The following is a 22,962-nucleotide window of genomic DNA, read 5'->3' on the forward strand; positions in this document are numbered from 1 at the left end:
CGTTGATGCGTCGCGTTTTCGCACTTTGAATGTGAACAGAAGGCAGGCACCTCATGAGTGAAGATCAACACGGCATCGCCACCGACCCGCGGGACTGGCCCAAGACCCTGTTTTACGTGGCCTTGCTGTTTTCCGTATTCCAGATCGTCACCGCTGCGTTTTCTCCGGTCTCCAGCATCGTGCTTCGGGCGGTGCACGTCGGATTTCTGCTGTGGGTGGTATTCCTCAGCTACCCGGCCTACGGCAAGCAACGTCCGTGGCAACCCTTGGCCTGGGCCTTGAGTCTGGCGGGCGTGGCGACAGCGCTCTATCAGTGGGTGTTCGAGGCCGATCTTATCCAGCGTTCTGGCGATCTGACCCCTGCCGACATGGTGATCGGCGTTGTGCTGATCGCGCTGGTATTCGAAGCCGCTCGACGGGTGATGGGCATCGCGCTGCCGATCATTTGCAGCTTGTTCCTCGCCTATGGCCTGTTCGGCGAGTATCTGCCGGGGGACTTGGCCCATCGCGGCTATGGCTTTGATCAAATCGTCAACCAACTGTCCTTCGGCACCGAAGGGCTGTACGGCACGCCGACCTACGTATCGGCCACCTACATCTTCCTGTTCATCCTGTTCGGGGCCTTTTTGGAAAAGGCCGGAATGATCAAGCTGTTCACCGATTTCGCCATGGGCCTGTTCGGCCACAAGCTTGGCGGGCCGGCGAAAGTGGCGGTGGTGTCATCAGCGCTGATGGGCACCATCACCGGTTCGGGTATCGCCAATGTGGTGACCACTGGGCAATTCACCATTCCACTGATGAAGCGCTTCGGCTACAAGGCCGCGTTTGCCGGCGGGGTGGAAGCCACCTCCAGCATGGGCAGCCAGATCATGCCGCCAGTGATGGGCGCGGTGGCCTTCATCATGGCCGAAACCATCAATGTGCCGTTTGTTGAAATCGCCAAGGCAGCGCTGATACCGGCGTGCCTGTACTTCGGCTCGGTATTCTGGATGGTTCACCTGGAAGCCAAGCGCTCCGACCTCAAGGGTTTGCCCAAGGACCAGTGTCCCAGCGCCTGGAGCGCCGTCAAGGAGAGCTGGTACCTGCTGATCCCGCTCGGGGTATTGGTCTACCTGCTGTTTTCCGGACGCACGCCGCTGTTTTCCGGCATGGTCGGCCTGGCGTTGACGGCCATTGTGATTCTCGGCTCGGCGATCATTCTCAAGGTCTCGAACTACGCCTTGCGCTGTGCATTCTGGATCGCGCTGGGGGTGCTCTGCGTCGGTTTTTTCCGGCTGGGCATCGGTGTGGTCTTTGCGGTAATAGCCGTGCTGGTGGTGACCTGCTGGTTCATGAAGGGTACTCGAGAAACCCTCGTCATTTGCCTGTACGCCTTGGTGGACGGCGCTCGTCACGCCGTCCCGGTGGGGATCGCCTGCGCATTGGTGGGCAGCATCATCGCCGTGGTGTCACTGACCGGCGTAGCGTCCACCTTTGCCGGCTACATCCTCGCCATCGGCAGGGACAACCTGCTGCTGTCGCTGATCCTGACCATGCTCACCTGCCTGGTGTTGGGCATGGGTATCCCGACCATTCCCAACTACATCATCACCAGTTCCATCGCCGCGCCTGCCCTGCTGGAACTGGGCGTACCGCTGATCGTGTCGCACATGTTCGTGTTCTATTTCGGCATCCTCGCCGACCTGACGCCGCCGGTGGCGCTGGCCTGTTTCGCCGCCGCGCCAATTGCCAGGGAAAGTGGCCTGAAAATCAGCTTCTGGGCGGTGCGCATCGCCCTTGCTGGCTTTGTCATTCCATTCATGGCGGTCTATAACCCGGCATTGATGCTCCAAGGTGACAATTTATGGATGACGGCGTACATGCTGATCAAGACGTTGTTGGCGGTCGGACTTTGGGGCATGGCGTCCACCGGCTATCTGCAACAGAAGATGCCGATCTGGGAACGCTTGATGTGTTTTGCCGCCGGCGCATTGCTGGTGGTGGCGCTACCGCTGACCGATGAGATCGGTTTCGTGCTGGCCGGACTAATGATCTTCCAACACATCTGGCGCTCGCGGCGCACCGGGCGGGCCTTGGCGTGATCGGCTTGTGCCTGGGCTTGGCCGGGGTGGTCTGGGCACAGCTTGAGATCAGCAGCTTCACACTGGCGTGGAACCACACCATCGAGAAGGTCCGCTGGGAGGAAGACTATCGCGTGACCGCACAGGGACTGGTCTTGGGTGAAGCCAGGGTCAAAGGCAATGGCGCAGGCATGGACATTCCCGACGGTGCCCGGCTGGAAAACGGCAGTTGGCATTACCAGCGTCCGTTGCCGCCCCTGCAACCGTTGAAACTGGGCCGCACCCCGCAGGCCGGCGATTACGAGTTGTGCTTCGATGGCGGTTGCAGGCCGATGAGCCATTGGCTTGGGCCGCCTGCAACACGTCAGCCAACCGTGGAGCTGTGGAGTTGCGGACAGTCCTGAACCCCACAGCGTAATACTCTCGCGCAGAATAGGGCGAGGGGATGAATCCCCTCGCCACCCTCAGGCAAATGTCGCCCCCCGGGTATTCACGAACAGCGAATACAGCGAATGGCTGCCGGCCATGAACAACCGATTGCCTTCCCGGCCACCGAAGCAGACGTTAGGGCAGCGCTCCGGCAGGGAAATATGCCCGATGGCTTTGCCTTCCGGGTTGAACACCCGTACGCCATCGAGTTTTTCCAGGTCGGCCTTGGGATCACCATTGCCGCCCCAGCCGCACCAGAGGTTGCCGCTCTCATCGCACTTGATCCCATCGATAGCCGCGTAATCCAGGCCTTCGATGTGCTTGCGCCGGTCGCCCAACGTGCCGTCGTCCTTGACGGTGATCGCCCAGATCAAGCGGTTGGGTTTGGCCCGGCCTTCGACCACGTAGAGGGTTTTCTCGTCTGGGGAAAAACACAAGCCGTTCGGCCCCGCCAGGTCGTCGATGACCCGGGTGACCTTGCCGGTCTCGCCATCAACGCGGTACACCGCGTGGGGTTGGGCGGGGGTGACTTTGTGTCCTTCGTAGTTGTTGCCGGTCTGGAACGGCGGGTCGGTGAACCAGACCGATCCGTCCCGTTTGCACACGATGTCATTGGGCGAATTGAAAGGCTTGCCCTCGAAACTGTCCGCCAGCACGGTAACGGTGCCATTGTGCTCGGTGCGGGTGACGCGCCGGCCTTCGCTGGAGGTGGTGGAGCCTTCGCACACCAGCAGCCGCCCCTGGCGATCGCGGCACATGCCGTTGGAGAAGTTGGAATTCTCACGGTACACCGACAGGCCGCCGGTGATTTCGTCCCAGCGCACGATGCGGTTGTTCGGAATGTCACTGACCAGCAGATAACGGCCGTCGCCAATCCACACCGGCCCTTCCGCCCAACGCAAGCCAGTGGCGAGCTTTTCCACACTGGCGTTGAAAAGGCGCAAGTCCATGAAGCTTGGGTCAAGGATATTGATCAGCGGGTCGGGGTAACGCTGGGTCAAGGGCTCTGCCTGAGCGAGCCCTGGCAAGTTGCCCAGGGTGGCGGCAGCGGCCGAGACCACCAGGGATTTTTTCAGGAATACCCGGCGGCCCTGATCGGCGGCGGTTGCAGATTGCGAAGCATCCATCGTGCGTCTCCGTTAATTATTATTGGACGGCACGACAGTTTTACTACGTGATAAGACATCGTACAAGCATGAGCATCAGCTCACGAAAGCAACCAATCAGTCAGGGTGCAGCGGGATACGAACGGTAAACGTGGTGCCCGCTCGCGCCTTGGAGTGAACCTCGATGGTGCCCTTATGCGCCGACACGATCGCCGAGGCGATGTGCAGGCCAAGTCCCAATCCGGCCGCAGAACCGTATTGCAAGTCACCGCTGCGCAGATGCCGGATCATTGGGTTGAAGATGCTCGCAATGGCGTCTTTCTCGATAGGCTTGCCCTGGTTGTTAATCGCGATGACCGCCATATCTTCTTCAGTGCTCAGCGAAACAGTCACCGGCGTGCCCTCGGTGCCATGCTGGACGGCGTTGCCGATCAGGTTAGAGAACACCTGCTCCATTCGTGCCTGATCGAACAGCCCTTCCAGAGGACCGGTGGTTTCAAACAGGATGGTGTTTTCCGGGTGATAAGCCCGCGCCTCCTCCACCATGCCTTCGCAGGCCGCCACCAGGTCACCGTTGAAGCGCTGCACCGGAATGCCCGATCCCAGTTGGGTCCGGGTGAAATCCAGCAGGTCGCCGACGATCTTATTGGCCCGCTTGACGCTGGTGTAGATGCGCGATGAGATCTTGGTGGCTTTGGCGGGCAGGTCTCCGGCCCGCAGCAGCACCTCGGAACTCAGCAGGATCGCCCCCAAGGGGCTTCGCAGGTCATGTCCGAGGATCCCGAGAAAGATATTGCGCGAGGCATCCACCGCCCCCGAGTAACTGACGACCGACTCTGCCAAAGCTTGGTCCACGGCCTCGTTGAAGCGAATCAGGTCGGTCATGACCTGATCGTGATCCAGTTGCGTATGGGGCATCCAGAGCATCAGCACACTGGTACGCAGCGCTCGATACTCCGAGACCATTTGCTCCACCGTAAACCCTGACGACTGGCGAATGACCGCATGGGTTTCGGCAGCGGTTTCAGCCTCAGTCGACGGGGCGTCGCCGTGGGACTTGGCAATCTGCTCCTTGCGCGTCTGCGAGGTGCGCAGGTCAGCAGCGATGGTGTGCAGCATCTGCTCGGCATGATCACGCAGGGCCGCGGAATCCATGCCATGGGAGGCAGGCGTGATGGTTTTGGCGAAGTCTTCCCACGCCTGCAGTATCGGCTCGATGTTATCGAGAATGAAATCGGCCAGGCGCATGGGTCACTCCGCAATAGGGACGATGCTGTAAACAGCACACCAGTGCGGTGTTGTACAGCAAACCGCAGGATCACGTGCGAGGTCTCACGAAGTATCGTCGCCTCGACAGCACCCCGCCCTGGGGATCCAGACCTTGTTTCTTCCGACGCCGTAAGGTAAAAACCTATAGTTGTACGACAACCTATAACTAAAAAATATTGATCCTTTGAGACATCTGCCATGGTTCGCTCCACCGCTGTACATCACGCCCCCGCTCCATTACCCCGCCACCTCGCGGTCCTCGTCCTGCTGTGCATGGGCTGCGCCTTCGCCGGCAACCACGTCGCTGCCCGGGCGGCCTTCGATGACGGCGCCGGTGTGTTGCTGGCGATCCTGCTGCGCTCGGGCGGCACACTGTTAGTGTTGGCTGCGATGGTCCTGTGGCAACGCCAAAGCCTGCGCCTGCCGCCCGGTGCATGGCGTTGGCAATTGACACTGGGGCTGTTGATCGGCGCCCAGAGCCTGTGCCTGTACTCCGCCGTGGCGCGGGTGCCGGTCGCGTTGGCTCTGTTGGTGGGGAATGTCTTTCCGATTCTGCTGGCGTTGCTGACTTGGGCGCTGGGCGGGCCACGACCGACCACGCGCACCGCCGCGTTGATGGGGATGATCCTCGTGGGGCTGGTGTTCGTGCTGGAAGTGCCGGCCCGGTTATCGTCTGAACAGAGTGTCGGTCCGCAATGGCTGCTGGGGGTGGGCTTGGCCTTCTGTGCCGCCTGCGTCTTCGCCTGCGCACTGTGGATCACCGATCACAAGCTGTCCCAGGTGCGCGGTTCGGTACGCAGCCTGCTGACGATTTTCATTGTCTTCAGCAGCGTCAACCTCGCCGGCCTGACCGGCGCCCTCCCCGGCGGCTTCGACCTGCCGGCCACCAGCACCGGCTGGTATGCCCTGGCAACCCTGGTGGTGCTCTACGGCACCGGGTTTATCGTGCTGTTCATTTCCGTGCCCCGCCTGGACATGCCGCGCAACGCCCCGGTGATGAACATCGAACCGCTGGCGACCCTGTTGATCGGCTGGCTGGTGCTGGACCAAATGCTCAACCCGGGTCAGGTGATGGGTGGAGTGATTGTAGTGACGGGCATTGTATTGCTGACTTATCGCAAGGTTGAGCGGGTCAAGGTGCCGGTGGCTGAGCACAATTGAACTGACTGAACCCCATTGTGGCGAGGGAGCTTGCTCCCGCTGGGTTGCGAAGCGACCCCAATTTTTGCGACCGCTTCGCGCTCGAGCGGGAGCAAGCTCCCTCGCCACAGTTGTATCGTGCCGATGCCCCAGCTACAGGCGCACTTGCGCCGCCGGCACAATATCAATCCGCGACACCGCGCTGCTCAAGCGCCCCAGCCGGTTGTTGTGGTTAGCGATGATCTGCTCGGCGGCCATGCTGCCGTTGTCCACCGTGGAGTGAGCGTCGGCAGCCAGGACCACCTCATACCCCAAAGCATGGGCCTGGCGCACGGTGGCGTTGATGCAATAGTCGGTTTGCAGCCCGCAGATCACCAGGCGGTCGATGCCTCGGGCCTGCAACAGCGAAAGCAGATCAGTCTGGTAGAAGGCGTCCGGCGTGGTCTTGCGCACCCGTAGGTCATCTGCGGCGGTCAGCAGGTCGTCGGCCAGTTGCCAGGCGGCAGAGCCATGGGTCAGCGAGCCTTCCAGCTCTTCGTGCTGGACCAGAATCACCGTTAAACCCAGGGCCCTGGCTTTGGCGCCGAGGTCATTGATGGTCCGGATGATGCGCTGGATGTCGAAGCATTCCTCTTCGCCGCTGCACAGTCCGTTCTGGACGTCGATGATCAGCAATGCGGTGTTCATGACTTTCCCTCTTCAAGCGGTGTTGAATGCTCGCAGTCCATTAATAACCCAGCGACAACCCAGTGTTGCGACGGGGGTCATTGGCGCCATAGAAGCGGTTCTTGCCCACGGGCTTGCCGCCCAACGACGGGGCGCCCACCAGGATCGCGGCGATGTGGTTGGGGTCCTGCGGGCCGGCAAACTTGTGGCCCCAGCTCTCCAACAGTTTCAGGGTATCCGGGCTGGCCGCGAAGGTCTCCAGGTTGGTTTCCTCGGGCATCCACTGCTGGTGGAAACGCGGCGCGTCGACGGCTTCCTGCAGGTTCATGCCGTAGTCGATCACGTTGAGGATGGTCAGCAAGGTCGCCGTGATGATGCGGCTGCCGCCCGGAGTCCCCACCACCATCACCGTCTTGCCGTCCTTGGTGACAATGGTCGGGCTCATGGACGACAGCGGCGCCTTGCCCGGCGCGATGGCGTTGGCTTCGCCCTGCACCAGCCCATACATGTTAGGCACACCGATCTTGGCGGTGAAGTCGTCCATTTCATCGTTGAGGATGACCCCGGTCTTGCTCGCCATGACGCCAGCGCCGAACCAGTCGTTGAGGGTGTAGGTGACGGAAACGGCGTTGCCCCATTGATCGACGATGGAGTAATGGGTGGTGTTGCTGCCCTCGTGGGGTGCCACGCCAGGTTTGATTTTCTGCGACTCACCGGCCTTTTGCGGCTCGATCGCGGCCCGCAGTTTGGCGGCGTAGTTTTTGTCCAGCAGATGGTCGATGGGGTTCTGTACAAAGTCCGGATCACCCAGGTAGCTGTTGCGGTCCACGTAGGCATGACGCATGGCTTCGATCTGATAATGCATGCCCTGGGCCGAATGGAAGCCCAGGTCTTTCATCGGATAGCCGTCGAGGATGTTCATGATCTGGCACAGCACCACCCCGCCAGAACTGGGTGGCGGCGCTGAAATGATGTGGTAGCCACGGTAATCGCATTCCACCGGGGCCAGCTCGCGGGTCTTGTACTTGTCCAGGTCGGCCTGGGTGATGATGCCTTTGTTGGCCTGGCTGGACGTGACGAGGGCATCGGCTACCCAACCTTTATAGAAGCCATCGGCGCCCTTGGCGGAGATTTCCCGCAAGGTCTTGGCGAGGTCTTTTTGCACCAGCTTCTGGCCGACCTGCATCGGCTCGCCGTTGTGCAGGAAGATCGCGCCGGAGTCGCGCATGTCCTTCTTGAACACATCGGTGGCGGTGTCCAGCAGATCGACATCGCCCTGCTCCAGGGTGAAGCCGTCCTCGGCGAACCGGATGGCCGGGGCGATCAGCTCGGCCCGGGGTTTGCTGCCGTACTTCTGTAACGCCAGTTCCATGCCGGAAACGGTGCCTGGCACACCGACCGCCAGGTGCCCGCGGGTGCTGAGGTCGGGGACGACGTTACCGTCCTTGTCCAGGTACATGTCGGCCGTGGCGGCCAGGGGAGCCTTTTCACGGAAGTCCAGAAAGGTCTTGCGGCCATCGGCCAGTTGCAGCGTCATGAACCCACCGCCGCCCAGGTTCCCCGCCGCCGGATACACCACCGCCAGGGCATACCCCACCGCCACCGCCGCATCCACGGCATTGCCGCCGTTCTTGAGCACGTCGACTCCCACATGGGTCGCCAAGTGCTGGGCGGTGACCACCATGCCGTTCTCGGCGGCGACCGGCGCCTGGGAGGCCGCCTGGGCATACAAACAACCGAGGGTCAGGGAAGTGGCAACGAGGGCCCGCGCAAAGGATTCGAACTTCATGAGTCGGTCTCTTCTTGTTTTAAAGGGGATCGCATCAAGAGCATTAGGCAGTATGGCCCGGTTTGCGTAATGCGCCTGTTTCCTGACAGCCGGGTGACTTCAGGTTTCCCTTTGCGATAGGCTCGGCGGCTCATCCATACATGCATAAGGACATCGCCGATGACGCTGCGAATCGAACGCACGGACGCCCCGACCGACGAAGAACGCCAAGCCATCCTCGCCCCGCTGCGCGCCTACAATACGGCCAAGACCGGCGGAACAACGCCTGAATTGGTCGCCTGGCTGGTGCGCGACGAACACAGCAACGAGGTCGTGGGTGGGCTCTACGGGCGAGTGTTTTTCCGTTGGTTCTATATCGAGTTGCTGGTGGTGCCGGAACAGGCCCGAGGCCAAGGCACGGGGTCGGCGTTGATGCAGATGGCCGAAGACCTGGCCAGGGAGAAAAACTGCGTGGGCATCTGGCTGGACACCTTCGACTTCCAGGCGCCGGCGTTCTACAGGAAGCACGGTTTCACGGAGATCGGCCAGATCGACGATTATCCACCAGGCCACCAGCACTTCTTCTTCCAGAAGCGCCTGGACATCCCTGGTTGAAACGCGGGCCCTGTGGGAGATTCTATGGTGCAGGGCTACCCCCTAAATGCCTTTCGGTAAGTATTCGCTCTGATTCTTCAGCAGGGCGAATACCACTCGGGCAAGCTTGCGGGCCAGTGCCACTAATGCTTCGGTTGTGCTGAGTCCCCGGGCCCTTAGTGCCTCATAAAAACCCTTCCATGCCGCTGTGCGCCTCGCCGACATCGCGGCGTTGTGCATCAATCGACGGGCCTCTGGGTCACCTCGCTTAGACAGGCAGCGGCGTCCCTTCTTTTTCCCTGAGTCCGATATACGCAGGTCTAGGCCCAGAAAAGCGATGAAGGCATCGGCATTTCTGAAATCCCCACGCTGAAACGACGTGAGCAAACGGGCACCGTTCAACAGGCCAATGCCTTCGACTTTCATGCAGCGCTTGAGCTGAGCGCCCAAGCCAGCGGCTTCCAACTGCGTCTGGATTGTTTTCTCGAGCAAGATCTCCAGTCGTTGCATGGCCTTTATCTGGTTCTCAAAGGCCCTTTTGAGCAACGGTTCGTTGGACCAACTTTGCTTGAGGCTGACACGCGCCTGGACCAAGGCTGCCCGACGCCGGAAGAGGCTTATAAGCCGGCAATACAAGGGCGATGGCGGGGTCCACGGGTGCAACTGGTGGCCTTCGTTGTTCAAGTAGCGAGCCAACAACCGAGCATCCAGCGCATCGGTTTTAGCGCGAACTTTCACACCTTTGCGGTAATGGCTGAGCTCGTAGCCGCCGATCATGTAGATCACACAGCCTTGCGCATAAGCCAGATCGGCGAATTCCTGATGATAGATATTGGTGGCTTCGATGGCGACATCCACTGGCGCGGACAATTCCTTGAGCCACTTCTTGATCGCTGCCTTGGTGTTGGGGATCGCTTCCAGTCGATCTGTTTCTGCGTGATAAATCACCAACTCATCTTTGGCGACATCAACACCCACGATCGGCTTTGCGACAGAAACCGGCATTGCCATTGAAAATCCTCCGGGCTAAGGTTTGAACACTTGAAGGGTTCACCCAGAGGCGCAGGCTTGTTCCTATCGTCGGTCTAGGCCAGATGCATTCTTTATCGGCGCTTGGGTGAAAGGAGGAGGGGTGAAATCTCCCACGGTCTGTACTGCGGCTAACAGTCAGAATCGAGCTTTGTCCCTCCTCCTCCCTTCAAGTCCTACCATACAAGCGAGCTTGCTCGCGATAGCCATTTAACGGTCAATATTTCTGTCCACTGACCCGCCGCTATCGCGAGCAAGCTCGCTCCCACATAGGATCCGGGGCGTTAGTGCAAGCTGTTTACAAGCAGGTCGCCAGCGCCGCCAACCGGCGCTTGGCCACGAAGTCGTCATGCTTGGCGTAATAATTCAACGCGGTGCCCGTCGCACTGGCCTCCAAATCGACAAAGGACTCAGCAGAACGCGTGTAAACCGTCGATCCACCCTTCTTGCCCGGTTGCAGGTAAGCGCCGGCATCGACCCCGAACACCGCTTCGTCCTGCCAGGAAAACTGTATGCACTGGGCAACGACCTGCTCGGGTTTGTCCGAAGCCAGGGTCTTGTAAGGGGCTTGAGTCCGGGCCTGGTTCATCGCCGAACCCGCGCAGCCGGCCAGCAAGGTGGCGGCCAGGGCCACTGTCAACATACGCATTGCATTCACTCATCGAGAAAAAAACGGACTTTAGCACTGCGGCCCCCGCCTTCATGCTGCTTTACTGAAATTTACACGCGACATCGGCCAACGATTCCCGCACCCTGTCGCGCCATTGCCACCAGCCACTGCGGAACAGCCCCATGACACCCAACGCCGAGTTCTACAAACCCACCGCCGAATATGCCGACAAACTGATCAGCCAGATCGGCCAGACGCCGGCCTGGATCGCCAAGCGAATCGGCGTCACCGACAAGCGGATTCGCTACATCCTCGATGGCGAACGCACCGTCAAGGGCGAAACCACGCCGATCCAGATGACCTACCCCGAACAATTCGCCCTCGAATGCCTGGCGGCTGCGGCCAAGGCCAGCAAGAAGCAGTCACCCAAGGAGTAACCATGGCGGCAACCGAACAGCAACACGAACGGGCCCTGGAAAAATTCCTCGATGAGCGCCCCGAGCTACGCGTCGAGCTGGACAACCTCAACCCGCTGCTGGCCCAGGCCAAGGGCGAGACCGCGGCGCAGTACCGCGCCGAGCGGTTGCATGAAGCGTTCGAAGCCGAGGCCGAGCGCCTGGGCCTGTTTGCCTGGGAACTGACTTTGCAACTGACCGCCGCCTCGCCCGAGGAGTACCAGGCCCAGCGCCTGGAGGTGCACAGGGAAGTGGCGGAGATGGCGGGGATGGAGTGGGCGGAGTATTGCGAGTTGCATGGTCTCAAGGTCTAGCACAGCCCCCTGTGGCGAGGGAGCTTGCTCCCGCTGGGGCGCGTAGCGCCCCCAAAACCTGCCAACGCGGTGTGTCAGCCAAACCACAGCGGATGAGTTGGGGCTGCTGCGCAGCCCAGCGGGAGCAAGCTCCCTCGCCACCAGAGGCTCGCCTCTGCTGCCAATCGCCCCACCGCCCATAAAGCTTTATCATGGCCGCAGTTTTGCTGATCGGGTCTGTCATGAAGTTCGCCATCGCGCTGTTTTCCGCCGCCCATGCGCCCTCCTCGCGCCGTGCCCTGCTGTTTGCCCAGGCCGCGTTGGCCGGTGGGCATGAAATCGTGCGGCTGTTTTTCTATCAGGACGGCGTCTACAACGCCTGCGCCAGTGTCGTCACGCCCCAGGACGAGCAGGATCTGCCTCAGCAATGGCGCACGTTCGTCAGCGACCACCAGCTCGACGGCGTGGTCTGCATCGCGGCGGCGTTGCGCCGGGGTGTGCTGAACGACGAAGAAGCCCAGCGCTACCAGCGTTCGGCGGTCAGCGTCGAGGCCCCTTGGGCCTTGTCCGGGCTGGGTCAGTTGCACGATGCGATTCAGGACGCCGACCGTTTGATCTGTTTTGGAGGCGCGTGATGGCCAAGTCTTTGTTGCTGATCAGTCGCCAGGCCCCCTGGTCCGGCCCCGGCGCCCGGGAAGCGCTGGATATCGTGTTGGCCGGCGGCGCGTTCGACCTGCCCATCGGCCTGCTGTTTCTCGATGACGGGGTGTTCCAGCTGACGAGCGGCCAAAACGCCAAGGCCGTCCAGCAGAAAGATCTGAGCGCGAACCTGCAGGCGTTGCCGATGTTTGGCGTCGACGACCTGTTTGTCTGCAGCGACAGCGCCGCCGAACGCGGTGTCGCCATCGACACCCTGGCGCTGGCCGACATGAAAGCACTGAGCGCGCCGCAAATCGCCGCGCTCATCGACCGTTACGACCAAGTGATTACCCTCTGATGTCGACTCTGCATGTGTTGTCTCATTCGCCCTTCGGCGATAACCGTCTCGCCAGTTGCCTGCGGGTACTGGGCGATCAGGATGCGCTGCTGCTCTGCGGCGACGCGACGTACGCGTTGCAACCGGGCAGCCCACCGTTTGAACGGCTGCAGGCCGCCGGCCTGAATCTGTTCGTGCTGGCCGAAGATCTCCAGGCCCGCGCCCTGGACACGCCAGACTGGGCCGAAGCCATCAACTACTCGGGTTTCGTCGAGTTGTCGATTGAACACGACAAGGTCAACACCTGGCTATGAAGACGCTGAACCTGGGCGAGCGCACCATCGCGTTGGACAAGGACGGCTACCTGGCCGACCTTGACGACTGGTCGGCCGACGTCGCCACCGCCCTGGCCGCCGTCGAAGACATCGAGTTGAGCCCCGAGCACTGGGAGATCCTCGAATTGCTGCGCGGCTTCTATCATGAATTCCAGCTCTCCCCCGCGACCCGGCCGCTGATCAAGTACACCGCGCTGAAACTGGGCGCGGACAAGGGCAACAGCCTGCACCTGAACCGATTGTTCAAAGGCACTCCCGCCAAACTCGCCGCCAAGCTGGCGGGCCTGCCCAAACCGACGAATTGCTTATGACCGACTTCCCATCGCTGACCCTGGAAACCCCGGCCGAACATCCGTTCGCCCAATTCGTGCGCATCCTGGGCAAAGGCAAGCGCGGCGCCCGTAACCTGACCCGCGAAGAAGCCCGCGAGGCCATGGGCCTGGTGCTGGACGAAAAGGTCGAGGACACCCAGCTCGGCGCCTTCCTGATGCTGTTGCGGCACAAGGAAGAAAGCGCCGAGGAAATGGCCGGTTTCACCGAAGCCCTGCGTGAACGCCTGGTCGTCCCGGCGTTGACGGTGGACCTCGACTGGCCAACCTACGCCGGCAAGAAGCGTCATTTGCCGTGGTACCTGCTGGCGGCCAAGTGCCTTGGACAGAACGGCGTGCGGATTTTCATGCACGGCGGTGGCGCTCACACGGCGGGCCGGCTCTACAGCGAGCAATTGCTCGGGTTTCTGCAAATCCCGCTGTGCCGCGACTGGCAGCAAGTTGGCACCGCGCTGGACAACGGCGGCCTGGCCTTCATGCCGCTGGTGGACTGGGCGCCGCAGATGCAGCGGATGATCGACCTGCGCAATACCCTGGGCCTGCGCTCGCCGATCCACTCCCTGGCGCGGATTCTCAATCCACTGGGCGCCCGCTGCGGGCTGCAAAGCATTTTCCATCCGGGCTACCAGGCCGTGCATCGCGACGCCAGCGGCTTGCTCGGCGACACCGCCATCGTGATCAAGGGCGACGGCGGCGAGATCGAGATCAACCCGGACGCCGACAGCCACCTGTACGGCACCACCGGCGGCGCCAACTGGGACGAAGAATGGCCACGCCTGGCCGAGCAGCGCCATGTCAAACCGGAAAGCCTCGACGCCGAACACCTGAAAGCCATTTGGCGCGGTGACGTGGAGGACAGCTACCCGCAACTGGCCTTGATCGCCACCATGGCCCTGGCCTTGCGCGGACTGGGCCTGACTCGCGACGAAGGCTTCGATCGCGCCCAACAGTATTGGGCGGCCCGGGACCGTTCGATTTAACCGATCATTAGCGCCTAACCTTTGCGCTTTTTGTTCGAACCTATCGGAATAGACTCGTCTCCAACGTTTATTGGCCGAGGAGACCGAGATGGGTTTGTTAGTCGAAGGCCGCTGGCAGGATCAGTGGTATGAAAGCAAGGACGGCACGTTCCAGCGCGAACAGGCGCAACGCCGTCACTGGGTCACCGCCGACGGCAGCGCCGGCCCCACGGGCGAGAGCGGCTTTGTCGCCGAGGCCGGGCGCTACCATTTATATGTGTCCCTGGCTTGCCCTTGGGCCCACCGCACGCTGATTTTCCGTAAGCTCAAAGGCCTGGAAGACCTGATCGATGTCTCGGTGGTCAGCTACCTGATGCTGGAAAACGGCTGGACCTTCGACAAAGCCCACGGCTCCACCGGCGACAAACTGGGCAATCTAAGCTTGCTGCACCAGCGCTACACGGCCGACACCGCCGATTACACCGGTCGCGTCACCGTGCCGGTGCTGTGGGACAAACGCCAACAGCGCATCGTGAACAACGAATCGGCGGAAATCATCCGCATGTTCAACAGCGCCTTCGACGGCGTGACCGGCAACGGCCTGGACCTCTATCCCGAACACCTGCGCAGCGACATCGACGCGTTGAACGAGCAGATTTATCCGGCGGTGAACAATGGCGTGTATCGCGCTGGATTCGCCACGACCCAGGCGGCGTACGAAGAAGCGTTCGATGGGCTGTTTGCCGAGCTGGACCGACTCGAAGCTTTGCTGGATAGCCGGCGCTACCTGGCCGGCGAACACCTGACCGAAGCCGATATCCGCCTGTTCACCACCATCATCCGTTTCGATGCGGTGTATTTCGGCCATTTCAAATGCAACCTGCGGCGCATCGCCGATTACCCGAACCTGTCGAACTGGCTGCGGGAGTTGTATCAATGGCCGGGCATTGCCGAGACCGTGGACTTCACGCATATCCAGGGCCACTACTATGGCAGCCACAAGACCATCAACCCCAATGGGATCGTGCCCAAGGGGCCGAAGCAGGATTTCATGGCGGCCCATGATCGGGGGCGGTTGAGCGGAAAAGGGATTTGGCGTGGGGCCCGAGACTGATCCCGAGCGTGTGCTGAATATAAGGGCCTCATCGCGAGCAAGCTCGCTCCCACAGGTTTTGTGCCCACTGGAGAGCCAGTGTGGGAGCGAGCTTGCTCGCGATTGGGCGCGACGCAGTCTTCCTAGACCTGCCCCTGAGCCCCTTCGAACCACGCCAGTTTCTCGCGCAGTTGCACCACTTCCCCAACAATCACCAGGGTTGGCGCATGCACCTCATGCTCAGCCACCAAACGCGGCAAGTCCGCCAGGGTACCGGTGAACACCCGCTGGTTCGACGTGGTGCCTTGCTGGATCAATGCCGCTGGCGTGTCCGCCGCGCGACCGTGCTTGATCAGCTCGTTGCAAATCACCGGCAACCCCACCAATCCCATATAGAACACCAGGGTCTGGGCCGGGGACACCAGGTCCGCCCACGGCAAGTCACTGGTGCCGTCCTTGAGGTGGCCGGTGATGAACCGCACTGACTGGGCATAATCACGATGGGTCAACGGGATCCCGGCGTAGGCCGCGCAACCGCTGGCCGCCGTGATGCCCGGAACGACCTGGAACGGGATGCCATGGGCCGCCAGCTCCTCGATCTCTTCGCCACCGCGACCGAAGATGAACGGATCACCGCCTTTCAATCGCACCACGCGCTTGCCCTGTCGGGCCAGGTCCACCAGTTGCTGGTTGATCTGGTCTTGAGGCACGGCGTGCTCAGAGCGGCGCTTGCCGACATAGATCCGTTCAGCGTCACGCCGACACAGTTCCAGGATCGCCGGCGCCACCAGGCGGTCGTACAGCACCACGTCGGCCTGCTGCATCAGGCGCAGGGCGCGGAAAGTCAGTAGGTCCGGATCACCCGGTCCGGCGCCCACCAGGTAAACCTCACCCGGCGCGTTCGGCGCCTGGCCGGCGATTTTCTCCCGCAGCAGGCGCTCAGCCTCGGCGCCCTGCCCGGCCAACTGACGATCGGCGATCGGCCCTTGGAACACCTCTTCCCAGAACGCCCGACGCTGCTGCACGTCCGGAAACAGGCCTTTGACCTGGCTGCGAAAACGCGCCGCCAGTCCGGCCAATTGCCCGTAGGTCGAAGGAATCCAGGTTTCCAGCTTGGCCCGGATCAGCCGCGCCAGCACCGGCGCGTCGCCCCCACTGGACACCGCGATCACCAGGGGCGAGCGGTCGACAATCGCCGGGAAGATCACGCTGCACAGGGCTGGCGCATCCACCACGTTGACCGGCACGCAGCGCTTATGGGCGTCGGCCGACACCTGGGCGTTGAGGGGTTCGTCGTCGGTGGCGGCAATGATCAGGCCACAGCCGTTCAGGTCTGCTTCCAGGTAACCGCGCAGGACGCATTCGCCACCGCTGCCACTGACCAATTCCCGCAACTGCGGTTCGATCTCGGGCGCGACCACCCGCAACAGCGCGCCAGCATCGGCCAGCAGGCGAGACTTGCGCAAGGCAATCTCCCCGCCGCCAACCACCAGCACGCGGCTACCGCGCAGGTTGTGGAACAGTGGCAAATAGTCCATTTAGCCGATGACCTCGATGCCGCCCATGTACGGTTTCAGCACCTCAGGCACGCGGATCGAACCGTCGGCCTGCTGGTAGTTTTCCAGCACGGCCACCAGGGTACGACCCACCGCGAGGCCGGAGCCATTGAGGGTGTGGACCAGTTCCGGCTTGCCGGTTTCCGGGTTACGGAAGCGCGCCTGCATGCGACGGGCCTGGAAGTCGCCACAGTTGGAGCACGACGAAATCTCACGGTACTTGTCCTGGCTCGGGATCCAGACTTCCAGGTCGTATGTCTTGACCGCACTGAAGCCCATGTCGCCGGTGCACAGGGCCAGGGTGCGGTACGGCAGTTCCAACAGTTGCAGGACCTTCTCGGCGTTGGCAGTCAGGCTTTCCAGCGCTTCCATGGATTTCGACGGCTCGACAATCTGCACCATCTCGACCTTGTCGAATTGGTGCTGGCGGATCATGCCTCGGGTGTCACGGCCCGACGCCCCGGCTTCACTGCGGAAGCACGGCGTGTGGGCGACGAACTTGATCGGCAACTGCTTGGCGTCGACGATTTCGCCGGCCACGATGTTGGTCAGAGAGACTTCGGCGGTCGGGATCAGGTACAAGTCGGCCTCACCGTCGCGGCTGATCTTGAACAGGTCTTCCTCGAACTTCGGCAACTGGCCGGTGCCTTGCAACGCCGGGGCCTGGACCAGGTACGGGGTGTAGGCTTCTTCGTAGCCGTGTTCGGTGACGTGCAGGTTGATCATGAACTGCGCCAGGGCGCGATGCAGACGGGCAATCGGCCCGCGCAGCAGGGCGAAACGGGCACCCGACAGCTTGGCGGCGGTTTCGAAGTCCAGCCAGCCGAATTTCTCGCCCAGGGCCACGTGGTCCTGAACCGGGAAATCGAAGGTTGTCGGCGTGCCCCAACGGCGCACTTCGACGTTGCCGTCTTCGTCTTCCCCGACCGGCACCGATTCGTGAGGCAGGTTGGGGATGCCCAGCAGGATTGAATCCAGCTCGGTCTGGATCGCGTCCAGCTCGACCTTACCGGCACTCAATTCGCCCGCCATGCGCTCGACATCGGCCATCAGCGGCGCGATGTCTTCGCCGCGTTGCTTGGCCTGGCCGATGGACTTGGAGCGCGCGTTACGTTCAGCCTGCAGGGCTTCGGTGCGGGTCTGGACGGTCTTGCGCTGTTCTTCCAGCGCTTCGATGCGCGCGACGTCCAGGGCATAGCCACGGGATGCCAGGCGGTCCGCTACGTCCTGAAGGTTGCTACGTAACAGTTTGGAATCGAGCATGTCGGTCTCTCGTTATCAAAGTTTGGTCAGGGACAGGCCGGCCCAGGTGGCGAGCAGCCCGCCGAATACGCTAATGGCCGCATAGCCCACGGCCAGCGGCACCTGCCCGCTTTCCAGCAGGCGCACCGTATCCAGTGAAAAGGATGAAAAAGTCGTCAGGCCGCCGAGAAAGCCGACCATCAGGCCCGCACGTACCTCGATGGGCACTTCCGGGCGCATCAAAAACAGACCGTATAGAACGCCGATCAGCAGACAGCCCACGATATTAACGGCCAGCGTCGCGGTATAAAAGTGCCGGGGCCAATTTGCGTTGATCCAGTTGCCCGTGGCGAAACGCAACAATGTACCGGCCACGCCGCCGGCGGAAACTGCAAGGATCAAGGGGATCAAGGTTTTCTCCGCTGCCGTGGACTCAAGCGGTCCAGTTGCGCCAAGTGGTTGAGCTTCTCGCCGATCTTCAACTCCAGGCCACGGGGCACCGGCTGATAGAACCGTTGAGGTTCGAGTTCGTCGGGAAAATAGTCTTCGCCGGCGGCATAGGCGTCCGGCTCATCGTGGGCATAACGGTATTCATCGCCATAGCCCAGCTGTTTCATGAGCTTGGTTGGCGCGTTGCGCAGGTGCAACGGCACTTCGAGGGAGCCGTGCTCGGTGGCGCTGCGCATCGCTGCCTTGAAGCCCATGTACACCGCGTTGCTTTTCGGCGCGCAGGCCAGGTAAGTGATGGCCTGGGCCACGGCGAGCTCGCCTTCCGGGCTGCCGAGGCGCTCCTGCACATCCCAGGCCGCCAGGCACAGGCTCAGGGCCCGCGGGTCGGCATTGCCGATGTCTTCGCTGGCCATGCGCACCACCCGCCGCGCCAGGTACAGCGGATCGCAACCGCCGTCGATCATGCGCGCAAACCAATACAAGGCGGCGTCGGGGTTGGAGCCGCGGATGGATTTGTGCAGCGCCGAAATCTGGTCGTAGAACGCCTCGCCGCCCTTGTCGAAGCGTCGCCGGGTATCCCCCAGCAGGCTTTGCAACAGCTCGACGTCGATCTCGGCGTTGTCTTCGGCCAGGTCCGAGGCGTTTTCCAGCAGGTTGAGCAAGCGCCGGCCATCGCCATCGGCGGCTGAAAACAGGATCTGGAAGCCTTCATCGCTGAGGCTCAGCTGGCGCTTGCCCAGGCCGCGCTCTTCGGTCAGCGCCCGGTGCACCAGCTTGCGCATCGCCGCCTCGTCGAGGCTCTTGAGCACATAGACCCGCGCCCGGGACAGCAAGGCGTTATTGAGTTCGAACGAAGGGTTTTCGGTGGTCGCACCGATGAAAATCAGCGTGCCGTCTTCGACGTAGGGCAGGAACGCATCCTGTTGGGATTTGTTGAAGCGGTGTACTTCGTCGACGAACAGGATCGTGCGCTTGCCGTACTGCCCGGCCTGCTGCTTGGCCACTTCCACCGCCTGGCGGATTTCCTTGACCCCGGCCAGTACCGCCGAAACCGTTTCGAAATGGGCGTCCGAGACTTCCGCCAACAGCCGCGCCAGGGTGGTCTTGCCCACGCCCGGCGGGCCCCAGAAAATCATCGAATGCAGCGCGCCCTGCTCCAGCGCTTCGCGCAAAGGCTTACCGCGAGCGAGCACATGCTCCTGGCCGACGTACTCATCCAGGTTGGCCGCACGCAAGCGGGCGGCCAATGGCTGGGCAATCGGGGCGCTTCGAAACAGGTCCATGATTACTTACAAAACCTCCGCTGGGTCCTGTTGCCGACTCTATTGAACACTACAGCACCTTGTGGGAGCGAGCTTGCTCGCGATAGCGTCGGATCAGCTGAAATAGATGTGACTGACCCACCGCTATCGCGAGCAAGCTCGCTCCCACATTCGGTTCCGAGGTGCCCCGTTATTCCTGGATCACATCGGCACCCTTGGGGATGTCGAACTTGAACTTGGACGCGGCGATCGGCTCGTTGGCCTTGACCCCGGTGAAGAGGATATTGGTGCGCTGGCCGACGCTGTCGATCAGTTGCATGTCGTTGACCAAGCCGTTGCGGAACGACAGGCGCAGGCTGTCGAACAGGCTGTCCTTGGTCTTGGGCTTGAGGGTGAAGTCGATCACACCGCCCGCTTCCTTGGCACTGATGTCGAAGCTCTGGCTGATCTTGGAAATGTCGCCGGACAGCAGCAACGCCGGGGTTTGGGTCAGACGCTGGTCGAGGGTCTTGATGGTGACCTGCTCCAGGTCCGGGTCCCACAGGGAGACTTTCTTGCCATCGGACACCATCAGTTGCTCAGCCGGCGCATCGGTGTGCCAGTAGAACAGGCCCGGACGCTGCAGGGCCATGTCGCCGGCGGTTTCCTGCAACTGGGTGCCGCTGCCGTCGAGGGTCAGTTGGGAAAAGCGCGCGGTCAGGGTCTGGGACCGTTCCAGTAGCTGGGTCAGGCGGGCCACATCCTTTTCATCGGCGTGGGCCGACAAGGTGGTCAGGGCCAATACGGGCAACAGCAACATGCGAATCAGGCGCATGGGAGTCCTCATGAAGTCGTGGGGGTCGAGCGACCTGTCGCCAGGCCGCCCGGGTTGTTAGTCGCGCATCGGGCCCGGCGCCAGTACTTCGCGCGAACCGTTGGTGTTCATGGCCGTCACGACCCCGGCCATTTCCATGGCTTCGATCATGCGGGCGGCGCGGTTGTAGCCGATCTTCAGCTTGCGCTGAACGGCAGAAATCGAGGCCCGGCGGCTTTCCAGGACGAATTGCACCGCTTCGTCATAAAGCGCATCGGTTTCCGCATCGTCGTCACCGCCGCCGCTGCTGCCCTCGAAACCGCTGCCGGCTTCTTCGACACCGTTGAGGATGTCGTCGTTGTACTCAGGGGCGCCCCGCAGTTTCCAGGCTTCCACCACACGGTGCACTTCCTCGTCGGAGACGAACGCGCCGTGCACACGAATCGGCAGGCTGGTGCCCGGCGGCATGTAGAGCATGTCACCGTGCCCGAGCAACTGCTCGGCGCCGCCCTGGTCGATGATGGTCCGCGAGTCGATCTTGCTCGACACCTGGAACGCCATGCGGGTCGGAATGTTGGCCTTGATCAGGCCGGTGATCACGTCCACCGACGGCCGCTGCGTGGCGAGAATCAAGTGGATACCGGCTGCACGAGCCTTCTGGGCGATACGGGCAATCAGTTCCTCGACCTTCTTGCCGACGATCATCATCATGTCGGCGAATTCGTCCACCACCACCACGATGGTCGGCAGCTTATGCAGCAGCGGCGCTTCGTCGTGGATGTTTTCGCGGTGGTACAGCGGGTCGCTCAACGGCGTACCGGCCTCTTCGGCTTCCTTGACCTTGGCGTTGAAGCCCGAGAGGTTACGCACGCCCATCTTCGCCATCAGCTTGTAGCGGCGCTCCATCTCGGCAACGCTCCAGCGCAAGGCGTTGGCGGCGTCCTTCATGTCGGTGACCACGGGGCACAGCAGGTGCGGAATGCCCTCGTAGATCGACAGCTCGAGCATTTTCGGGTCGATCATGATCAGCTTGGCGTCTTCGGGGCCCGACTTGAACAGAATCGACAGGATCATCGCGTTCACCCCCACCGACTTACCGGAACCGGTGGTACCGGCCACCAGCAAATGCGGCATTTTCGCCAGGTCGGTGATGACCGGCTTACCGCCGATGTCATGCCCGAGGGCCAGGGTGACCGGCGACTTGTGGTTGTCATACTCAGGCGTCGACAGCACCTCGGAGAAGCGCACGATCTGCCGGTCTTCGTTGGGAATTTCGATACCCACGGTGGTCTTGCCGGGAATCACTTCCACCACCCGCACGCTGGTCACGGCCAGGGAGCGCGCCAGGTCCTTGGCGAGGTTGGAGATGCGGCTGACCTTCACGCCGGCGGCCGGCTGGATTTCGTAGCGGGTGATGACCGGACCCGGGTGGATCGAATCCACCGAGACCTCGACCCCAAACTCCTTGAGTTTGATCTCCAGCAGGTGACCAACGGCCGCCAGGGACTCGGGGGAATAGTTGAGCTGTTTCTTTTCCGCCGGGTCCAGGATCGAGATTGGCGGCAAGGTGCCTTCCACCGCGCTGTCGACGAACAGCGGCGCCTGCTTCTCTTTCTGCACGCGCTTGCTTTGCTCCGGCGGCTTGGCCGGGGCCATGGTGATGACCGGCGGCACCTGCTTCTCGCGCTCGGACATGTGCTTGCTCAACGCCTGCTCACGCTCGATCAGGCGCTCCTTGACCTTGGCCTGCTCGCGTTTGTCCGGCGTCGTCGGGGCCACCACGTCGTGGACCCGGTCGTCGACTTCACGCAGTTGCGCCACCAGTTGCTTGCGCTCGGTGCGCGCCGCCCACCAGCGGTTCATGGCCCCCTGGATCAACTCGATCAGGTCCAGGGTGATCTTGCCAGTGACGTCCATGACCTTGAACCACGACAGGTCGGTGAACACTGTCAGGCCGAACAGGAACAGGGCAATGAACAGCAGCGTGCTGCCCTGGATGTTCAGGGCGTTCCTGGCCAGGTCGCCGAGGCTTTCCCCCAGGGCACCGCCCGCCCCGGCCGGCAGGCCAGTGGGCGCGTGGAAATGGATATGGGCCAGCGCGGCCCCCGACAACACCAGGAATACCAGGCCGATCAGGCGCCAGGAGAACAGCCAGCCACTCCACTGCCATGGCTCGTGGCGCTGGCGGAAGATCTGGTAGGCCTTGATCGCCAGCAGCAGCGGGAAGATATAGGCGAAATAGCCCAGCACCATGAACAGGATGTCAGCGCTGTAGGAACCGGCCGGACCGCCGAAATTCTGCACGTCGTCGATCTTGCTGTTATGGCTCCAGCCCGGATCGTCCTTGCCGTAGGTCAGCAAGGCCATCATCAGGAACAGGCACAAGGCACCGATGGCGATCAATGCACCTTCCTTGAGCCGGTAGTGCAATTGCTGGCGCCAAAGCGGAACGACTGTTTTGGGTGCTGCGGTGGATTTCTTCAAAACGCTTCTTTTCCTGCGCCAATGGCGCGTCCATCTGTTGAATGACTATAAAAAACTGCCCATG

General features: G+C 61.9%; 24 protein-coding genes. 12 read left to right on the plus strand and 12 right to left on the minus strand.

Annotated elements, in window-relative coordinates:
* Positions 1–53 precede the first annotated feature (53 nt).
* Both QNH97_RS17105 and QNH97_RS17110 read left to right on the plus strand, forming a co-directional pair.
* Positions 54–2,081, plus strand: a complete 2,028-nt coding sequence (locus QNH97_RS17105) for a TRAP transporter permease (RefSeq protein ID WP_283553073.1) — start codon at positions 54–56, stop codon at positions 2,079–2,081.
* Positions 2,078–2,464 carry a DUF1850 domain-containing protein gene (locus tag QNH97_RS17110; protein WP_283553074.1) on the plus strand — a complete coding sequence of 129 codons (387 nt, stop codon included), beginning with the start codon at positions 2,078–2,080 and terminating at the stop codon, positions 2,462–2,464. The genes QNH97_RS17105 and QNH97_RS17110 overlap by 4 nt, the downstream gene beginning before the upstream one ends.
* A 60-nt stretch (positions 2,465–2,524) precedes the next feature.
* Here QNH97_RS17110 and QNH97_RS17115 read toward each other — a convergent pair whose 3' ends face one another.
* A complete protein-coding gene (locus QNH97_RS17115; RefSeq protein ID WP_283553075.1) occupies positions 2,525–3,616 on the minus strand; it encodes an SMP-30/gluconolactonase/LRE family protein in 1,092 nt (363 codons plus the stop codon).
* A gap of 96 nt (positions 3,617–3,712) precedes the next feature.
* Positions 3,713–4,843, minus strand: a complete 1,131-nt coding sequence (locus tag QNH97_RS17120) for a sensor histidine kinase (protein WP_283553076.1) — start codon at positions 4,841–4,843, stop codon at positions 3,713–3,715.
* A 294-nt stretch (positions 4,844–5,137) separates the two neighbouring features.
* Here QNH97_RS17120 and QNH97_RS17125 point away from each other — a divergent pair, with 294 nt between their 5' ends.
* A complete protein-coding gene (locus QNH97_RS17125) occupies positions 5,138–6,025 on the plus strand; it encodes an EamA family transporter (protein ID WP_283557500.1) in 888 nt (295 codons plus the stop codon).
* A 132-nt stretch (positions 6,026–6,157) separates the two neighbouring features.
* Here the strand turns inward: QNH97_RS17125 and QNH97_RS17130 are convergent, their stop codons facing one another.
* Both QNH97_RS17130 and ggt read right to left on the minus strand, forming a co-directional pair.
* On the minus strand, positions 6,158–6,691 hold the full coding sequence (locus QNH97_RS17130; RefSeq protein ID WP_283553077.1) for a cysteine hydrolase family protein: 534 nt from the start codon (positions 6,689–6,691) through the stop codon (positions 6,158–6,160).
* Positions 6,692–6,731: 40 nt separating this feature from the next.
* Positions 6,732–8,459 (minus strand): gamma-glutamyltransferase, encoded by a 1,728-nt coding sequence (gene ggt / locus QNH97_RS17135; protein WP_283553078.1) that lies wholly within the window; start codon positions 8,457–8,459, stop codon positions 6,732–6,734.
* Positions 8,460–8,618: 159 nt separating this feature from the next.
* On the opposite strand from ggt, the gene QNH97_RS17140 reads away from it, so the two are divergent.
* A complete protein-coding gene (locus tag QNH97_RS17140; protein ID WP_283553079.1) occupies positions 8,619–9,053 on the plus strand; it encodes a GNAT family N-acetyltransferase in 435 nt (144 codons plus the stop codon).
* A 42-nt stretch (positions 9,054–9,095) separates the two neighbouring features.
* Here QNH97_RS17140 and QNH97_RS17145 read toward each other — a convergent pair whose 3' ends face one another.
* Positions 9,096–10,043 (minus strand): IS110 family RNA-guided transposase, encoded by a 948-nt coding sequence (locus QNH97_RS17145; RefSeq protein ID WP_283553080.1) that lies wholly within the window; start codon positions 10,041–10,043, stop codon positions 9,096–9,098.
* A 316-nt stretch (positions 10,044–10,359) separates the two neighbouring features.
* A complete protein-coding gene (locus QNH97_RS17150) occupies positions 10,360–10,710 on the minus strand; it encodes a hypothetical protein (RefSeq protein WP_283553081.1) in 351 nt (116 codons plus the stop codon).
* Positions 10,711–10,853: 143 nt separating this feature from the next.
* Between QNH97_RS17150 and QNH97_RS17155 the strand changes: the two genes are divergently transcribed.
* From QNH97_RS17155 to QNH97_RS17190, 8 genes are all read left to right on the plus strand, one after another.
* On the plus strand, positions 10,854–11,108 hold the full coding sequence (locus QNH97_RS17155) for a hypothetical protein (RefSeq protein ID WP_123414265.1): 255 nt from the start codon (positions 10,854–10,856) through the stop codon (positions 11,106–11,108).
* A gap of 2 nt (positions 11,109–11,110) precedes the next feature.
* Positions 11,111–11,440 (plus strand): DUF6388 family protein, encoded by a 330-nt coding sequence (locus QNH97_RS17160; RefSeq protein WP_283553082.1) that lies wholly within the window; start codon positions 11,111–11,113, stop codon positions 11,438–11,440.
* 221 nt (positions 11,441–11,661) lie between these two features.
* Positions 11,662–12,054, plus strand: coding sequence for a sulfurtransferase complex subunit TusD (gene tusD, locus QNH97_RS17165; RefSeq protein ID WP_283557501.1), 393 nt, complete (start codon positions 11,662–11,664; stop codon positions 12,052–12,054).
* Positions 12,054–12,416, plus strand: a complete 363-nt coding sequence (gene tusC / locus QNH97_RS17170) for a sulfurtransferase complex subunit TusC (RefSeq protein ID WP_283553083.1) — start codon at positions 12,054–12,056, stop codon at positions 12,414–12,416. Before tusD ends, tusC begins: the two co-directional genes overlap by 1 nt.
* Positions 12,416–12,709, plus strand: coding sequence for a sulfurtransferase complex subunit TusB (tusB, locus tag QNH97_RS17175; RefSeq protein WP_283553084.1), 294 nt, complete (start codon positions 12,416–12,418; stop codon positions 12,707–12,709). Before tusC ends, tusB begins: the two co-directional genes overlap by 1 nt.
* The gene (locus QNH97_RS17180; RefSeq protein WP_283553085.1) at positions 12,706–13,041 is read left to right on the plus strand and encodes a TusE/DsrC/DsvC family sulfur relay protein; all 336 of its coding nucleotides are present in this window, start codon (positions 12,706–12,708) and stop codon (positions 13,039–13,041) included. The genes tusB and QNH97_RS17180 overlap by 4 nt, the downstream gene beginning before the upstream one ends.
* The gene (locus QNH97_RS17185; RefSeq protein WP_283553086.1) at positions 13,038–14,039 is read left to right on the plus strand and encodes a glycosyl transferase family protein; all 1,002 of its coding nucleotides are present in this window, start codon (positions 13,038–13,040) and stop codon (positions 14,037–14,039) included. The genes QNH97_RS17180 and QNH97_RS17185 overlap by 4 nt, the downstream gene beginning before the upstream one ends.
* Before the next feature lie 88 nt (positions 14,040–14,127).
* Positions 14,128–15,132 (plus strand): glutathione S-transferase family protein, encoded by a 1,005-nt coding sequence (locus QNH97_RS17190; protein ID WP_283553087.1) that lies wholly within the window; start codon positions 14,128–14,130, stop codon positions 15,130–15,132.
* 122 nt (positions 15,133–15,254) lie between these two features.
* On the opposite strand, the gene cysG is transcribed toward QNH97_RS17190, so the two are convergent.
* The 6 genes from cysG to QNH97_RS17220 form a co-directional block, all read right to left on the minus strand.
* Positions 15,255–16,649, minus strand: coding sequence for a siroheme synthase CysG (gene cysG / locus QNH97_RS17195; protein WP_283553088.1), 1,395 nt, complete (start codon positions 16,647–16,649; stop codon positions 15,255–15,257).
* Entirely contained in the window at positions 16,650–17,930 is a 1,281-nt protein-coding gene (gene serS / locus QNH97_RS17200) for a serine--tRNA ligase (RefSeq protein ID WP_283553089.1), read from the minus strand.
* A 15-nt stretch (positions 17,931–17,945) separates the two neighbouring features.
* Complete coding sequence (gene crcB, locus QNH97_RS17205; RefSeq protein ID WP_283553090.1) at positions 17,946–18,320, minus strand: fluoride efflux transporter CrcB; 375 nt, start codon at positions 18,318–18,320, stop codon at positions 17,946–17,948.
* Positions 18,317–19,642: a replication-associated recombination protein A gene (locus QNH97_RS17210; protein WP_283553091.1), complete on the minus strand. Its 1,326-nt coding sequence runs from the start codon at positions 19,640–19,642 to the stop codon at positions 18,317–18,319. Before QNH97_RS17210 ends, crcB begins: the two co-directional genes overlap by 4 nt.
* 169 nt (positions 19,643–19,811) lie before the next feature.
* Positions 19,812–20,435, minus strand: coding sequence for an outer membrane lipoprotein periplasmic chaperone LolA (gene lolA, locus QNH97_RS17215; RefSeq protein ID WP_123341670.1), 624 nt, complete (start codon positions 20,433–20,435; stop codon positions 19,812–19,814).
* A gap of 57 nt (positions 20,436–20,492) precedes the next feature.
* Positions 20,493–22,898, minus strand: a complete 2,406-nt coding sequence (locus QNH97_RS17220; RefSeq protein ID WP_283553092.1) for a DNA translocase FtsK — start codon at positions 22,896–22,898, stop codon at positions 20,493–20,495.
* Positions 22,899–22,962 lie beyond the last annotated feature (64 nt).

The organism is Pseudomonas sp. G2-4, from assembly GCF_030064125.1.
Taxonomy (GTDB): Bacteria; Pseudomonadota; Gammaproteobacteria; order Pseudomonadales; family Pseudomonadaceae; genus Aquipseudomonas.

Excerpts from the sequence above, each read along its gene's own strand:
- QNH97_RS17155 (WP_123414265.1), top strand. The coding sequence starts at position 10,854 with ATGACACCCAACGCCGAGTTCTACAAACCCACCGCCGAATATGCCGAC.
- QNH97_RS17160 (WP_283553082.1), top strand. The coding sequence starts at position 11,111 with ATGGCGGCAACCGAACAGCAACACGAACGGGCCCTGGAAAAATTCCTC.
- lolA (WP_123341670.1), bottom strand. The coding sequence starts at position 20,435 with ATGCGCCTGATTCGCATGTTGCTGTTGCCCGTATTGGCCCTGACCACC.
- QNH97_RS17180 (WP_283553085.1), top strand. The coding sequence starts at position 12,706 with ATGAAGACGCTGAACCTGGGCGAGCGCACCATCGCGTTGGACAAGGAC.
- QNH97_RS17210 (WP_283553091.1), bottom strand. The coding sequence starts at position 19,642 with ATGGACCTGTTTCGAAGCGCCCCGATTGCCCAGCCATTGGCCGCCCGC.
- QNH97_RS17130 (WP_283553077.1), bottom strand. The coding sequence starts at position 6,691 with ATGAACACCGCATTGCTGATCATCGACGTCCAGAACGGACTGTGCAGC.
- cysG (WP_283553088.1), bottom strand. The coding sequence starts at position 16,649 with ATGGACTATTTGCCACTGTTCCACAACCTGCGCGGTAGCCGCGTGCTG.
- QNH97_RS17105 (WP_283553073.1), top strand. The coding sequence starts at position 54 with ATGAGTGAAGATCAACACGGCATCGCCACCGACCCGCGGGACTGGCCC.
- QNH97_RS17140 (WP_283553079.1), top strand. The coding sequence starts at position 8,619 with ATGACGCTGCGAATCGAACGCACGGACGCCCCGACCGACGAAGAACGC.
- QNH97_RS17125 (WP_283557500.1), top strand. The coding sequence starts at position 5,138 with ATGGGCTGCGCCTTCGCCGGCAACCACGTCGCTGCCCGGGCGGCCTTC.
- tusB (WP_283553084.1), top strand. The coding sequence starts at position 12,416 with ATGTCGACTCTGCATGTGTTGTCTCATTCGCCCTTCGGCGATAACCGT.
- QNH97_RS17120 (WP_283553076.1), bottom strand. The coding sequence starts at position 4,843 with ATGCGCCTGGCCGATTTCATTCTCGATAACATCGAGCCGATACTGCAG.
- QNH97_RS17150 (WP_283553081.1), bottom strand. The coding sequence starts at position 10,710 with ATGCGTATGTTGACAGTGGCCCTGGCCGCCACCTTGCTGGCCGGCTGC.
- ggt (WP_283553078.1), bottom strand. The coding sequence starts at position 8,459 with ATGAAGTTCGAATCCTTTGCGCGGGCCCTCGTTGCCACTTCCCTGACC.
- QNH97_RS17190 (WP_283553087.1), top strand. The coding sequence starts at position 14,128 with ATGGGTTTGTTAGTCGAAGGCCGCTGGCAGGATCAGTGGTATGAAAGC.
- QNH97_RS17145 (WP_283553080.1), bottom strand. The coding sequence starts at position 10,043 with ATGGCAATGCCGGTTTCTGTCGCAAAGCCGATCGTGGGTGTTGATGTC.
- QNH97_RS17185 (WP_283553086.1), top strand. The coding sequence starts at position 13,038 with ATGACCGACTTCCCATCGCTGACCCTGGAAACCCCGGCCGAACATCCG.
- QNH97_RS17115 (WP_283553075.1), bottom strand. The coding sequence starts at position 3,616 with ATGGATGCTTCGCAATCTGCAACCGCCGCCGATCAGGGCCGCCGGGTA.
- tusC (WP_283553083.1), top strand. The coding sequence starts at position 12,054 with ATGGCCAAGTCTTTGTTGCTGATCAGTCGCCAGGCCCCCTGGTCCGGC.
- tusD (WP_283557501.1), top strand. The coding sequence starts at position 11,662 with ATGAAGTTCGCCATCGCGCTGTTTTCCGCCGCCCATGCGCCCTCCTCG.
- serS (WP_283553089.1), bottom strand. The coding sequence starts at position 17,930 with ATGCTCGATTCCAAACTGTTACGTAGCAACCTTCAGGACGTAGCGGAC.